This is a genomic window from Kitasatospora sp. NPDC092039 (assembly GCF_044756065.1).
Classification (GTDB): domain Bacteria; phylum Actinomycetota; class Actinomycetes; order Streptomycetales; family Streptomycetaceae; genus Kitasatospora.
In genome coordinates this window covers 577,184-590,393 of record NZ_JBIVSD010000002.1, presented here as the reverse complement: position 1 = coordinate 590,393, position 13,210 = coordinate 577,184, and the positions used below count along the sequence as shown (strand labels likewise).

The following is a 13,210-nucleotide window of genomic DNA, read 5'->3' as shown; positions in this document are numbered from 1 at the left end:
CCCGCGGGGGGGGGGGGCGCCGCGGGGCGCGGGGGGGGGGCCCCCGGGGGCGGGGGGCCCCGGGGGGGGGGGGGGGGGGGGGCGGGCCCCGGCCCCCCCCCCCCACCCCCCGAACGGGTCGGCCTCGGCGCGGCGTCGCCTCGGCGCGGGGTCAGGCTCGGCGCAGGGTCAGCAGCCCGCCGCGCGGCACGGGGATCGCGTCCGCGCGGTCCAGCTCGACCTCGCCCTGCCGGACGATACGCCCCCGGGCGTCCCGCACCGTCACCGCCACCCGCCCGCGGCCGCCGGTGAGCCGGACGTCCGGGTCGGCGTCGGCGTTGGCCACCAGCAGGGTCTGCCAGTCGTCGCCGGAGGCGTCCACCGGCAGCGCGGCGTAGCGGGCCACGGCCACGGTGCCGTCACCGCGCGCGGTGACCATGGGGTAGCCGAGGTCCGGGCGGGCCGGGAGCAGTTCGCCGAGTTGGAGGGTGGCGGCGTGCTCGCGGAAGACGCCGAGCCAGAAGGCCATCGCCTCGCGCTGGCCCTCGCTCTGCGCGGCGAGGTCGACGGAGACCTGCGGCACCGAGAACAGCACGTTGATCAGGTGGCAGGCGACCTGCTCCGGCGGCTCGTCACGGTGCCACATCAGCATGTCGGCGTGGACCGGGACGGGCCCGGCGGCCAGCCGCACGTCGACGGTCCGCTGCCGGTTCTCCTGCGGGCTGAGCGGGCAGTCGGTGGCGCGGATCATGGTGGCGTACGGCCACAGGCCGGGGCTGACGTACGGCTGGCGGTGCTCGATCATCGCCTCCGGGTCGGCGGCGGTGATCCGGCGGCGGATCCCGGCGAGCAGCCGCTCCACGCCCTCCTCGACGCTCGCGCAGTCCGCGCCGGGGCGGGCCGGCGCGGCGTCGGCGCTCTCGGCGGCGCGGGCGAACCAGTCGACGAAGTCCACCTTGAGGCCGTCCATGCCCCACTCCTCGACGGCCCGGGCGAGCCGGTCGGTGAGGAAGGCCCGGACCTCGGGGTGGCGCGGGTCGGCGACGATCGCGCCCATGTGGGGGACGTCGGCCAGCGCCAGGTGGCCGATCTCCCGGTACGCGGCGCTGTCCCTGCCGATGAACGGCAGCGCGTACCAGAGCAGGTAGCGCACCCCGAGGTCGTGCACCCGCCGGACGTGGGCGGCGGTGTCGGGCAGCGAGACCGGCTCCCAGTCGCCGCAGTGGGCGTAGCCGCGGGTGCGGTCGGCGGTCATCCAGCCGTCGTCCACGATGATCACGTCCAGGCCCAGCTCCTTGCCGAGCGCGGCCTGGGTCTCGACGCCCTCGGGCGTGACGTCCTGGTGCATCGAGTACCAGGTGGAGTACGCGGGGCGGCGGGCGGCCTCCGGGATGTCGGCCGTTCGGCCCTCGCCCCACCAGGCGGCGAGGTCGGCCAGGGCGCGGCCGAAGTGCCGGCGGGAGGTGTCGATCCGGACGGTGAGCCGGTCCTCGGCCTGGGCCCAGAACCGGAACTCGCCGGTCTCCTCGACCACTCCGGCGCCGACCAGCACGTCCGGGCGCCCGGCGGCGAAGGCGCACAGGGCGACGTCCCCGGTGCCGACCAGCGCTGCGATCGGCGCGCCGTTGGCGAGGCCGGTACGGCGCGGGGCGCTCCAGGCGGCGGGCAGCCAGCCGGTGCCGCGCGGCTCGGGGGTCCACAGGGCGGTGGCGTCGACGCAGGGCACCCGCCACTCGATCCGCACCCCGCCCGCGCCCTCGGCGGTCACCTCCACCACCCCGTCGGCGAGGCCCCGGGCGGTGCCCGTACCGCTCACCCGCAGGTCCAGCCCGTCGGCGTACAGCGGGCGCAGGCCGCCGGCGGCGGTGGGGGCGTGCGGCTCCCAGACCTCGGCCGTGGCGGTCTCGTCGGTCCCGGTCATGGTCATCCCTTCGTGGCGCCGGCCAGCAGGCCGGAGATGAACTGCCGTTGGAGGACCAGGAAGAGGACCATCATCGGCAGGGTGGACAGCGCGGTGCCGGAGAGGATCGCGCCGTAGTCGGTGTTGGACTTGTTGCCGTGCAGCGTCGCCAGGGCGACCGGCAGGGTGTGCATCTCGGGGCTGCGCAGGGCGATCAGGGGCCAGACGAACTGGTTCCAGGAGCCCAGGAAGAGGAAGATCGACAGGGCCGCCAGCACCGGGCGCATGACCGGCACCACCACGCTGAACAGCACCCGGAGTTCGCCCGCGCCGTCGACCCGGGCGGCGTCCAGGAGTTCGTCCGGCAGGCAGCTCAGCGACTGCCGCATCAGGAAGACGGCGAAGGGCACGCACAGGCCGGGCAGGATCAGCGCCTGGTAGGTGTCCAGCAGGCCGAAGTCCGTCATCATCGTGAACAGCGGCACCAGCGTGACCTGTTCGGGCACCACGAGGGTGGAGAGCAGCAGGGCGAACAGCAGGGTGCGGCCGCGGAAGCGGAACTTGGCGAAGGCGTAGCCCGCGAGCAGCGCCACGACGAGGGCGCCCAGGGTCTGGATCCCCGCCACCAGCAGGGAGTTCCCGACCACCCGGAGCAGGCCGATCTTCTGCTCCAGGTGGCCCAGGTTCTCGCCGAGGCTCCCGCCGGGCAGCAGCTTGGGCGGCCAGTCGAAGACCTCGGTGTCCTTGCGGGTGGCGGAGACCACCAGCCAGTAGAAGGGGGCGATGGACAGCCCGGTGACGGCGGCGAGGAAGAAGGTCAGCGGCCAGCCGCGCAGTTTCTTGAGGTTCACTTGTCCTTCTCCCCCATCAGGCGCATCTGGGCGGCGCCGAGCACCGACACCAGCAGGGTGAGCGCGTAGGCGATGGCGGAGGCGTAGCCGAAGTCGAAGTACCGGAAGCCGTTCTGGTACAGGTACATGGAGACGGTCAGGGTGGCGTTGTCCGGCCCGCCACCGGTCAGCACGTACGGCTCGTCGAAGAGCTGGAGCGTGCCGATGGTCGAGAGCACGACGGTGAACAGCAGCACCGGGCGCAGCGCGGGGACGGTGACCGAGGTGAACCGGCGGATCGGGCCGGCGCCGTCGACCATCGCGGCCTCGTACAACTCCTTGGGGATGGACTGGAGTCCGGCGAGGTAGATGACGGCGTTGTAGCCGGTGTAGTGCCAGGTGAGCACCACGACGACGGCCATCCGGGCCCAGCCGGGCTGGCCCAGCCAGTCGACGGAGGGCAGGCCGACGGCGTTCAGCACCCGGTTGACCATGCCGTCGTCGGCCTTGAGCAGGTAGGCGAACATCACGCCGGTGGCGACCAGGCCGGTGACCGAGGGCATGAAGACGCCGAGCCGCCACACCGTGCGCCAGCGCACCAGGGCGGAGTTGATGCCGACGGCCATCAGCAGGGCCAGTCCGAGCATCAGCGGGACCTGGACGACGAGGATCTCACCGGTGTTGCGCAGGGCCGTCCAGAACAGCGGGTCGTCCAGCAGCCGCCGGTAGTTGGCGAGGCCGGCGTCGCGGGTGGCGGAGCCCGAGCCGGTGGTGAAGGAGAGCAGCAGCGAGTCGACGACCGGGTAGGCCTTGAACACGCCGAAGGTGAGCAGGGCGGGGGCGAGCAGCAGGTACGGTACGGCGGCGCGGCGCCGGCGGGCCGCTCCGGCCTTCCCCGCGAGGGAGGTGGCGGGCGGGCTGGCGGCACTCATGCGATACCGCGCCCCGTCTGCTGGGCGAGCTGCTTGGCGGCGTCCTGGAGCACGGCGGCCGGGTCGGCGCCCTTGAGGAGGACCTTGACCTGGGCGTCGCTGACCAGCTTGAGGGCGCGGGCGTAGTCGCCGGAGTAGTTGGTGGGGTCGCCGCCCTCGGTGGCGAGGTCGGCGAAGGTCCTCAGCACCGGCTGGCCGCCGTAGTAGGCGCTCGGCGCGGCGTACAGCGGGTCGGTGTAGGCCTCGGTGAGGGCCGGGAAGACGCCGCCCGCGTCGAACATGGCGTTCACCGAGGCGGGGCGGGTGACGGCGTACTCGACGAACTTCCAGGCGGCGCGGCGGCGCGGGCTGGAGGAGGCGACGGCCAGGTGGGTGGAGTTGACCAGGGCGGTGCGCCTGCCGCCGGGGGTGACCGCCGGGGGCTTGGTGAGGCGCCAGTTTCCGCTCTGGTCGGGGAACTTCTTCTCCAAGTAGTGGGCGACCCAGGCGGGCATCGCGGCGACCGCGAGCTTGCCGGCCTTCATCACGGGCGGCCAGCTCTGGACGCCGGGGGTGTCGCCGACCAGCCCGGCCTCGTCCAGCCGCTTGATGATGGTCAGGGCGCGTACGGCCGGTTCCGAGCCGACGGTGATCCTGCCCTGGAGGTCGAAGTAGAAGGCGCCCTGGAGCTGCATCAGGGACTGCAGGAAGTCCAGGTCGGGGGTGGGGTTGGCGGCCCGGTTGAGGCCGATCAGGGCGGTGCCGGGGTTGGCGGCCTTGAAGCGGTCGGCGACGGCGAGCAGGTCGTCCCAGGTGGCGAGGGCCTCGGGGTCGATGCCGGCCTTGTCGAAGTAGTCCTTGCGGTAGAAGAAGCCGAGCGGGTTGACCTCCCAGGGCAGCGCGTAGGCGTGGCCGTCCTTGCCGGAGACGACCGGCCACAGGCCCTTGGCGAACCTGTCCTTGTGCGCGTCGGCACCGAGCGAGGAGAGGTCGGCCAGGCCGCCGGGGAACTTCTCCAGGTATCCGGGCAGGTAGTCGCAGCCGATGTGCAGGACGTCGCCGAGGCCCTGGCCGCCGGCCGCCATGCCGACGGTGATCTTGTCCCAGATGGCGGGCTCGCCGATGTCCTGGACGTCGACCTTGATCCCCGGGTTGTCCTTCTCGAAGGCCGGGACGATCCCGCGCAGGGCCTCGGCGGCGGTGGCCCAGGACCAGACGGTGATGGTTCCGGTGTCGGCGTCCCCGCCGGCGCCTGCCGAGCCGGAGCCGCCGCCGCAGGCCGCGAGGGTGCCTCCGGCGGCGACGGCCAGCAGGCCGGCTCCGGAGGCGCGGAGGAGGTCCCGACGGGAAAGGTGTGACATTGCATTCCTCTCGGTGGGGTGGCGCCGGAAGACTGTGGTGCACAGGGGGGTGGTGAGTGGGGAGAGACGGGTGCGGCGGGGGCTCGACACGGTTTGAACGTTCAAACACACAAAACAAATCAGAACCGAACAGGTTCCAACGAGCGGACACAGCAAACGCCCGCCCTCCCCGTGCCGTCAAGCCCTGGGCAGGGGAAGGGCGGGCTCCGCAACCGTTCCGTTATCAGCTGGGGGCGTCAGCCCTGCCCGGCGTCCACCGGCTCGAACACCGTCCCCGGGGTGACCGGGATGCCCCGGGACATGGCCTCGAAGTCCAGGATCGGGTGGGTCAGGATCTCCTCGACCTCGTCGGTCAGCAGGTTGCCCAGGATGAACTCCTCCTCGGCGCCGGAGCCGAAGGTGACGACCTGCCCGCTCGACTGGATCATCCAGTTCAGCAGTTCCCGCTCGCTGCTCTCCGCGAGGTGGATCTCCCGGCCGGGATGGTCCCGCCGGATCGCCTCCACCACCTCGCGGACGTCCTCCACCGCCACCCCGAGCCTGCGGACCGTGGCCGGTGACGCCCGCCGGCCCCACCACTGGAAGATCACCCACTGGGCGACCGACGGATGGGACATCACCTCGGCCGCGAGTTCCGGCAGTTGGTGGAGGTTCTCGGCGCTCGCCACGGTGTGCACCCGGACCCGGTCGAAGCCCTCGGCGTCGCACAGGGCGAGGGAGTCCAGCAGCGCCTGGAGCAGGTTGCCGTCCGGGCTGCGGCGGAAGGCGCGCTGCACGTCCGCGGTGACGGCGTCCAGCGGCAGCCGCAGCGAGGACAGCCCCCGCAGCCGGGCGAGCTTCTCGGCGGTGAGCGTGTAGCCGGTGGTGTCGAGGCCGACCTTGAGGCCGCCGGCGACGGCGTGGTCGACCACGTCGAAGATCGGCGGCCACAGCAGCGGGTCGCCGCCGGCCAGGACCAGGTCGCTGGTCCCGTGCGCGGCCAGCTTGTCGGTGATCCGGTACGCCTGCGCGAGGTCGATCTGCTCCGCGGCGAACGGGTTGTAGCAGCCCTGGCAGGACATCGGGCAGCGGTTGTTGATCGACCAGTTGACCCGTCGGACGCGGCGGCCGGTGCGCGGCCGCCCGGCCCGGCCGAGGATCCCGGCCACCAGGTGGGCCAGTCGCCGGCCCTGCGGCAGGGTGGTGCCGGCGAGCAGGTCCGCGGCCCGCTCGACGGCGGCCGCGGTGGCGTTGTTCTGGAGCAGCAGGAACGCCAGGCGCCACCGCATGGTCTCGTCCGCCGGGTCCTGGCGCAGGGCCTGTTCGACCCGCTCGGTCAGGGCACCGAGGTATCCCGGGTTGAAGTGGGCCGGTTCCAGGCGCCGTTGGAAGTCGTCGGCGATCGACCCGCGCTCCAGGGCCCTGTCGTAGCCGGCCCGCAGGGGGTGCGGGGGAAGGATCTCCACGTGCTGCCGAGTGGACATGAAGTGCTCTCCGGTCGTGGTCAGTTCGGGGCGGACGGCAGCAGGACGAGCATCGAGTCGGCGGACGGCAGGCCCATGCTCTCGACGAAGACCGCGTCGCGGACGAGCCGGGCGACGTCGGGATGGGTGGGGGCGTCGAGGTAGCGGGCGGTCGACTCGAGCGGGGTCACGCCGCGTTCGGCGATCAGGGTGCGCAGCGCCCGCGGGAGGTTGTCGAGGTTGTCGCGCACCTCCGCCAGGTCGAACCGGTCGGCCAGCCGCGTCGCGGCCCTACGGGCCTTGGCCAGGTTGGTCGTCGGGTCGAGGACGGTGGCCTTGGCCAGGTAGTAGGGGACGGGCTGCATCATCCAGGACAACGCGGCGCGCTGGTCGCCCTCGGCGCGGCCGGGGTGGACGAAGGCCTCCGGCCCGAGCCCGAGCCCGTCGCAGAACCACTCGGGCCGCATGCTGATCCGGTAGTGGGCGTGGCCGGCCATCCGGAACGCCGGAAGCATGGCGATGACGGACGTCGTCTCGATCCGGAAGGTGTCCGAGATCCGCTGCATCCTCCGTTCCACCAGGGCCCGGACCTCCGGCACGTCGGCGCCGTCGGCCACGACGTGGATCAGGTCGAGGTTGGAGACGATGTCGCCGCCGGGCCCGGTGCGGTGGTCGCCCCGGGCCAACGAGCCGGTCGCGGCCACCGACATGTCGGTCACGTCCGCGTACTCGCGGGCCAGCTCCTGGAACAGCAGGGGGACGTCTTCGGGTCTCACGTGGCTCCTCGGGGGTCGGCGGCGGCGGTGAAGGCGCGAGCCTTCACCCTCTCTTCCAAGTCCTTTTACATCGTGGAGAGTTCGTATTCAGGCGCGCAGCCTAACAGCGGCCCGCCACAAACGGTCGAGTTCGCATCAACTACCCCAGGAGTCCGGACTGACAGATCGACAGAAGCGGTCTGATCCGGTCAATCGGGAACCGCGCGCCCGCGTTCCTCCCCTCTGGCGAAATGATCTTCTCAGTGGTTTGATCACTGAGGGACTGGGGCGGAGCCCCTGCACGACCGAAGGGGGAACCCCTCTGATGACCTCTGCCGTCGACTTCTCGACGTCCCGGTTCCTCCGGGACGTCGAGGCCACCGCGGACCTGCTGGGCATCGAGCACTCCCTGCCGACGACCCGCCGCGTCCTGGACGCGTACGAGGAGAGCTTCCACCGCGGAGCCGTCCTGTGGCGCACCGACGACAGGCCCGGCGGCGCCCTGAACTACCGCTTCTACGACCGCGTCCCCATCGACTCCGTGGACATCGCGGTGCGGGCCGGACTCCTCGGCCCGCACCGCCCGACCGCCGCCCTGATCTCCGCGTGGAGCTCGCTGTACGACGGCTCGACGGAGCTGTGCGACTTCGACGCGGTCCGGGGCCTGGTCAAGACGTGGGTGTACCTGGGCGGGATTCGGCCCGTGGCGGAGGTCCTCGACGCCCCCGGGGTCCCGGACACGATCCGCCGCCATCACGACCGCTTCCGTGAGCTGGGCCTGACCTCGGTGCGGCACGTCGCCGTGGACTACCAGCACGACACGGCGAACCTGTACTTCCGCACCCGGGAAGGGCTCGCTCCGGCAGGCCTGGAGCGCCTGCTCGCCCTGTCCGGGGGCGGGGTGCCGGACGCGGCGACCTTCCAGGACATGGCGGCCTTCACGGCCCCGGACGGGCACACCTTCTCGGTGACGCTGCGCCTCGGGTCCGGCGGGATCGAGCGCGTCGGCGTCTACGCCCTCCGGCTGCCCGCCGGGCGGTTCCCGCGCGTCAACGAGCGACTGGCCGCCTTCTTCCGGGGCGCTCCCTCGCACGACGAGGAGGAGATGAACGCCGTCGCCTGGTCGTTCGGCGCGGGCGGCAGCCACTACGCGAAGGCGGAGCGCAGCTACTGCGGCCGGCTGGTCGAGCTGATGCGCGAGTGGAACAGCCCGATGACCGACCCCGGCGAGCAGCCGCGCGTCACCCCCGTCGCGGCCCGGCACCCGAACGGAGGACGATGAGCGACCCGGTCTACCAGGACGGAGTCCTCGCCCACGGCACGCGGGGCGAACGCGAACGCCTGCGTCTGCTGGAGCAGCTCAACGATCCGGCCACCGTCGCCGTCTTCGAACAGCTCGGTGTCGCCGCGGACTGGCACTGCGTCGAGGCGGGGGCCGGACACGGGTCCATCGCCCGCTGGCTCGCCGCCCGCTGCCCCGACGGCCGGGTGACGGCCACCGACCTCGACACCGCGTTGCTCGAGGCGTCGCCCGTACCGGCCAACCTGACCGTCGCGCGGCACGACGTGACGCGGGACGACTTCCCGGCGGGCTCCCAGGACCTGGTGCACGCCCGGGCCCTGCTCGGCCACCTCCCCGACCCGGAACTCGCCCTCGACCGGATGGCCGGCTGGCTCAGGCCCGGCGGGTGGATCGTCGTCGAGGACCCCACCTACCTCCCGGCCGCGGCCTCCCCCTATCCGCGGTTCGCCGAACTGCTGGAGGCCTGCCAGCAGTTGCTGGCCCGGACCCACGGGACGGACCACTCCTGGGCCCGCCGCATCCCGGCGGCCATGGCCCGCGCCGGACTCACCGACGTCGGCATGACCATCCGCGTCGCCGTGTGCGGCACGGACGACACGGAGGACGCCTTCTGGCGCCGGTGCTTCGCCCAGGCCACCCCCGGGCTCATCGCCACCGGGCTGATGACGGCCGAGCAGATCACGGCGGCGGTCGCCCACCTGGACGACCCGGCCTTCACCGACACCGCCTGGATGATGGTCTCCTGCTGGGGCCGCCGCCCCGCGTGAGCCACCGGCGCCTGGACCCACCCGCGTGAGAAGTCGGCCGGGCCGACTTCTCACGCGCCGGTGCTCCCCCTCAGCGGCCGACCTCGCGGAGGCGGAAGTCCTCCACCGTCTCCCGCCGGATCAGCAGGCGGGCGCGGCCGTCCCTCACCGCGACCACGGCCGGGCGGCCGACCAGGTTGTAGCCGGAGGCCATCGACAGCTGGTACGCGCCGGCCGACGGCATCGCCAGCAGGTCGCCGGGGCGCAGGTCGGCGGGCAGGGCGGCGTCGCGCACCAGCACGTCGCCGGCCTCGCAGTGGCGGCCGACGACGTCCACCCGGGCCTCGCCCGCCTCCGAGCGGCGGCCCACCAGCCGTACCGCGTACGGCGATCCGTACAGGGCCGGGCGCGGGTTGTCGCTCATGCCGCCGTCCACCGCGACGAAGCGGCGGCCGTCGGCGGCGTGCTTGACGGAGAGCACCCGGTAGACCGCCACCGCGGCCGGGCCGGCGATCGCGCGGCCGGGTTCGACGATCAGCCGGGGCACCTCCAGCCCGGCCTCGGCGCAGCGCACCGCCAGTCGGTCGGTCACCCGTACCACGAACTCGGCGAGGTCCAAGCCGGTGTCCCCGGGCAGGTAGCGGATGCCGTGGCCGCCGCCGAGGTCCAGCTCCGGCAGCTCCACGCCGTGCCGCTCCCGCACCTCGGCGAGCAGCCGCACCAGCGCGTCCAGCGCCCGCAGATACGGTTCGACCGAGGTGATCTGGGAGCCCAGGTGGCAGTGCAGGCCCGCGAGTTCCAGCCCCGGCTGGTCGAGCACCCGGGTGACGGCGTCCGCCGCGTCGCCGCCCTCGATCGGGAAGCCGAACTTCTGCCCGCCGACGCCCGTCCGCACCGCCGCGTGGTGCCCGGCGGCGATCCCCGGCACCACCCGGACCAGCACTTTCTGCGGCGTGTCGGCGGCCACCAGCGCGGCCAGCCGCGCGATCTCCGCCGGGCCGTCGATGACGATCCGCCCGACCCGCAGCCGCCGCGCCAGCCGCAGTTCCTCCGGGGACTTGGCGTTGCCGTGCAGCAGGATCCGCTGTGCCGGGAAGCCCGCCGAGACCGCCAGCCACAGCTCGCCCGAGGAGCAGACGTCCAGCCCCAGGCCCTCCTGTTCCACCCAGTCGGCCATCGCGCTGCAGAGGAAGGCCTTGGCCGCGTACAGCACCTCGGCGTGCGGCAGTGCCCGCCGGTAGGCCCGGGCGCGGTCGCGGACCTCGGCCTCGTCCAGCACGTACAGCGGGGTGCCGAACCGCTCGGCGGCCTCGGCCAGCCCCACCCCGCCGACCAGCAGGTCGGCGCCCCGGCCGGGCCGTGCCGAGGCCGGCCAGGGGCCGCCGAGCGCGTCGGCGGGCGTGGCGGGGGCGGTGGCGGGGCCCGTGGCGGGGGCGGTGGGGACGGGCGGGACGGGCAGGGCGGACAGGACGGACGGGACGGACGGGACGGACGGGGCGGTGAGCTGGGTCATGGCGGCTGCTCCTGTGGATCGGCGCGGGGTGGCGGTGTCGGTCGTCCGCGTGGGGCCGGGTCAGTCCTCGTAGTGCGTCGCGAACCGGCAGTGCGCCGGGCGGGTGCGCTCCCGGTCGGCCGCCGGGGCCGGTTCCAGCGGCTCGGGCTGGTCCCCGCGGCCCTGGCGGTCCCGGCCCCAGGCGGCGGGCAGGAGGCGGACGGTCCGCTCCAGCGGCTCCTCGACGTCGACGACGGCGGTGACAGTGGTCATGGCGGTCCCTTCGAACAGCGGCCCGTACGGCCGGACCCCTCCAGTGGAGCCCCTCCGCCGACCGGTCGCACCCGTCCTTGACGCAGGGCGTACGGTCCGGCGGCCGTCCTTGACGCCCTCCTGACGGCGTTCCGGCCGGGGTGTCAGGGAGGCGTCAGGGACGGCCGCTTCGCCGCCAGGGCCTCGTCACGGCAGGCATGTCCCCCGTTCCTCCGGCGGTGGGCTGTCCGCCGTCCCCGCGGCCCCACCGAACCCGCCGCCCCGGCCCAAGGGGGCGGCCCGGAAGGTCCCCCGAGACGATGCGCCGTTCGGCCCCCACCGCCCCTGACACCAGCCCGGGCACCGCCTCAGCCCCCAGCGCCGACCAGCGAACCGGTTCCGGCGCCGGGAACCCGCACCGGCACCACCGCCGAGCCACCGGCCCACCTCACCGGCCCACCTCACCGGGCGGCTGCCGCCAGCTGATCACCCGCCGCCGGCTGGCCGAGGCACTGCCGGCCGCCGGCTCCACCCGCGCACCATGGTGCGCAACCCGGTGATGCTGGTGGTCGAGACCGGCTCCGCGCTCACCGCCCTCAGCGCCGTCGTCCACCCGGACGTCTTCGCCTGGGTGATCTCGTTCCGGCTCTGGCTGACGGTACTGTTCGCCGACCTCGCCGAGGCCGTCGCGGAGAGCCGCGGCAAGGCGCATGCCGAGTCGCTGCGCCGCGCCCGGTCCACGACCACCGCGCGGCGGCTGCCGCACTGGCGGGTCGGCACCCGCGGCCTGCGCCACGAGGTCGTCCCCGCCAAGCAGTTGCTGCAGCCCGACGTCGTCCTCGCCCCGGCCGGGGAGGTGGTCCCCCGGGACGGCGAGGTGGTCGAGGGCGTCGACGAGTCGGCGATCACCGGGGAGTCCGCGCCCGTCGTCCGGGAGTCCGGCGGCGACCGCACCGGCGGCACCGGCTGCACCAAGGTGCTCTCCGACCACCTGGTCGTCCGGATCACCTCCCGCCCCGGGCAGGGCTTCGTGGACCGGATGATCGCCCTGGTCGAGGGCGCCGACCGGCAGAAGACGCCGAACGAGGTCGCGCTCAACATCCTGCCGGCCTCGCCGACCGTCGTCCGGCGGGCTCGTCCTGCCGTTCCTCGGCATCGAAACGATCGACCTGCCGATCCGGTTCGTGCCCGGGCTGGGCTGAGAGGTGCGGGAGCAGGGCCCTGTCAGCAGGCCGTCAGGATGCGTACGCCCGGCGTCATGGTGGTGTCAGCGGCGGCACGGAGGGCTCCGTTCCGGGGTTGACTGGAGTCATCCGAAGCAAGGAGTGCCGAACCGGCGGAGCCCGACGGAGAGTTCCGCCGGGCACTCCGCCGGAGAGACGGAGGCAACGGCCATGACCGGGACCACCCGAGTGATCGTCGGCCTGAGCGGATCACTGAGCAGTCTGGCCGCCCTCTACCACGCCGTCGGCGAGGCGGCCCGGCACCGGGCGGTGCTGGTGCCCGTCGCCGCCTGGACCGCGAACGAGCGGGACGGCCTGCGCCCGTCCTCCGAACCGGAGCACGCCGCCCGCCGGCGCCTCGACGTCGCCTTCGAACAGGCCTACGGCGGCTACCCGTCCGGCCTGGTCATCCACCCGCTTGTGGTCAACGCCGGCCCCGGCCCCGCCCTGGTCGGCGCCGTCACCGGTCCGGACGACCTGCTCGTCCTCGGCGCCGCCACCCGCCGCCGCCTGGACCGCCTGCGGCACGGCTCGGTGGCCCGCCACTGCCGCCACCGGGCCGGCTGCCGGGTGGTCGAGGTCTCCCCCTCGGCGCTGCTCGCCCGCCTCGAACTCCCCGCCCGCACCGGCGCGCCGCTGCCCCTGCTGGCCCGCTGAGGACGCTTCGTACGGGCTCGGTACGGTCGGCCCGCTCGGCCCGCTCGATCCGCTCGGCCCGCTCGGCCCGCTCGGCCCGCTCGATCCGCTCGGCCCGCTCACGCCGGGAGCCCCTGGTGACCAGCCAGGGGCTCCCGGCGTTTCGCCGTTCCCCCGCGGGCCCGGGTAACACGACTTCGACACTCCTGTCGAAGTTGGCATGCCCGGGCTATGCTGACCCGAAGCCCGGAAGTCCGGCCACCACCGGCCTCCCGCCCCGTCGACGAACGCACCGCCCAGGCGCGACCGACCGGAAGGAGCTGCCCCCAGCCCTCCGAACGCGGCCAACGTCCCTCCCTCTTCATTTTCTTGACGGCCCG

11 protein-coding genes and 1 pseudogene are annotated in these 13,210 nt (G+C 73.8%); 4 read left to right on the top strand and 8 right to left on the bottom strand.

From position 1 onward, the window contains the following. Nucleotides 1-151 precede the first annotated feature (151 nt). The 6 genes from ACIQI7_RS05675 to ACIQI7_RS05650 all read right to left on the bottom strand — a co-directional run bounded on the left by ACIQI7_RS05675 (nt 152) and on the right by ACIQI7_RS05650 (nt 7,199). Nucleotides 152-1,900, bottom strand: a complete 1,749-nt coding sequence (locus ACIQI7_RS05675) for a glycoside hydrolase family 36 protein (protein ID WP_401105461.1) — start codon at nt 1,898-1,900, stop codon at nt 152-154. A gap of 2 nt (nt 1,901-1,902) precedes the next feature. Next, nucleotides 1,903-2,730, bottom strand: a complete 828-nt coding sequence (locus tag ACIQI7_RS05670) for a carbohydrate ABC transporter permease (RefSeq protein WP_401105459.1) — start codon at nt 2,728-2,730, stop codon at nt 1,903-1,905. Continuing rightward, on the bottom strand, nt 2,727-3,641 hold the full coding sequence (locus tag ACIQI7_RS05665) for a carbohydrate ABC transporter permease (RefSeq protein WP_401105456.1): 915 nt from the start codon (nt 3,639-3,641) through the stop codon (nt 2,727-2,729). The genes ACIQI7_RS05670 and ACIQI7_RS05665 overlap by 4 nt, the downstream gene beginning before the upstream one ends. After that, nucleotides 3,638-4,981, bottom strand: coding sequence for an ABC transporter substrate-binding protein (locus tag ACIQI7_RS05660; protein ID WP_401105454.1), 1,344 nt, complete (start codon nt 4,979-4,981; stop codon nt 3,638-3,640). Before ACIQI7_RS05660 ends, ACIQI7_RS05665 begins: the two co-directional genes overlap by 4 nt. Nucleotides 4,982-5,217: 236 nt before the next feature. Next, entirely contained in the window at nt 5,218-6,444 is a 1,227-nt protein-coding gene (locus ACIQI7_RS05655; protein ID WP_401105452.1) for a radical SAM protein, read from the bottom strand. A gap of 20 nt (nt 6,445-6,464) precedes the next feature. Continuing rightward, the gene (locus ACIQI7_RS05650) at nt 6,465-7,199 is read right to left on the bottom strand and encodes a hypothetical protein (protein ID WP_401105450.1); all 735 of its coding nucleotides are present in this window, start codon (nt 7,197-7,199) and stop codon (nt 6,465-6,467) included. A 304-nt stretch (nt 7,200-7,503) separates the two neighbouring features. On the opposite strand from ACIQI7_RS05650, the gene ACIQI7_RS05645 reads away from it, so the two are divergent. Then, the gene (locus ACIQI7_RS05645) at nt 7,504-8,460 is read left to right on the top strand and encodes an aromatic prenyltransferase (RefSeq protein ID WP_401105448.1); all 957 of its coding nucleotides are present in this window, start codon (nt 7,504-7,506) and stop codon (nt 8,458-8,460) included. Continuing rightward, entirely contained in the window at nt 8,457-9,248 is a 792-nt protein-coding gene (locus ACIQI7_RS05640) for a class I SAM-dependent methyltransferase (protein ID WP_401105446.1), read from the top strand. Before ACIQI7_RS05645 ends, ACIQI7_RS05640 begins: the two co-directional genes overlap by 4 nt. 70 nt (nt 9,249-9,318) lie before the next feature. Here ACIQI7_RS05640 and lysA read toward each other — a convergent pair whose 3' ends face one another. After that, nucleotides 9,319-10,740 carry a diaminopimelate decarboxylase gene (lysA, locus tag ACIQI7_RS05635; protein ID WP_401105444.1) on the bottom strand — a complete coding sequence of 474 codons (1,422 nt, stop codon included), beginning with the start codon at nt 10,738-10,740 and terminating at the stop codon, nt 9,319-9,321. 60 nt (nt 10,741-10,800) lie between these two features. After that, complete coding sequence (locus ACIQI7_RS05630; protein ID WP_401105442.1) at nt 10,801-10,992, bottom strand: hypothetical protein; 192 nt, start codon at nt 10,990-10,992, stop codon at nt 10,801-10,803. A 520-nt stretch (nt 10,993-11,512) separates the two neighbouring features. Here ACIQI7_RS05630 and ACIQI7_RS05625 point away from each other — a divergent pair. Together ACIQI7_RS05625 and ACIQI7_RS05620 are read left to right on the top strand one after the other, a co-directional pair. Then, nucleotides 11,513-12,097: pseudogene (locus ACIQI7_RS05625) on the top strand (potassium-transporting ATPase subunit B); the annotation flags it as partial. Between the two features lie 268 nt (nt 12,098-12,365). After that, on the top strand, nt 12,366-12,851 hold the full coding sequence (locus tag ACIQI7_RS05620) for a universal stress protein (RefSeq protein ID WP_401105440.1): 486 nt from the start codon (nt 12,366-12,368) through the stop codon (nt 12,849-12,851). The last annotated feature ends 359 nt before the right edge of the window (nt 12,852-13,210 follow it).

Bases quoted from the DNA above. Each gene is read 5' to 3' on its own strand.
- ACIQI7_RS05675 (WP_401105461.1), bottom strand. From the start codon at position 1,900: ATGACCGGGACCGACGAGACCGCCACGGCCGAGGTCTGGGAGCCGCAC.
- ACIQI7_RS05665 (WP_401105456.1), bottom strand. From the start codon at position 3,641: ATGAGTGCCGCCAGCCCGCCCGCCACCTCCCTCGCGGGGAAGGCCGGA.
- ACIQI7_RS05660 (WP_401105454.1), bottom strand. From the start codon at position 4,981: ATGTCACACCTTTCCCGTCGGGACCTCCTCCGCGCCTCCGGAGCCGGC.
- ACIQI7_RS05655 (WP_401105452.1), bottom strand. From the start codon at position 6,444: ATGTCCACTCGGCAGCACGTGGAGATCCTTCCCCCGCACCCCCTGCGG.
- ACIQI7_RS05645 (WP_401105448.1), top strand. From the start codon at position 7,504: ATGACCTCTGCCGTCGACTTCTCGACGTCCCGGTTCCTCCGGGACGTC.
- ACIQI7_RS05640 (WP_401105446.1), top strand. From the start codon at position 8,457: ATGAGCGACCCGGTCTACCAGGACGGAGTCCTCGCCCACGGCACGCGG.
- lysA (WP_401105444.1), bottom strand. From the start codon at position 10,740: ATGACCCAGCTCACCGCCCCGTCCGTCCCGTCCGTCCCGTCCGTCCTG.
- ACIQI7_RS05630 (WP_401105442.1), bottom strand. From the start codon at position 10,992: ATGACCACTGTCACCGCCGTCGTCGACGTCGAGGAGCCGCTGGAGCGG.
- ACIQI7_RS05620 (WP_401105440.1), top strand. From the start codon at position 12,366: ATGACCGGGACCACCCGAGTGATCGTCGGCCTGAGCGGATCACTGAGC.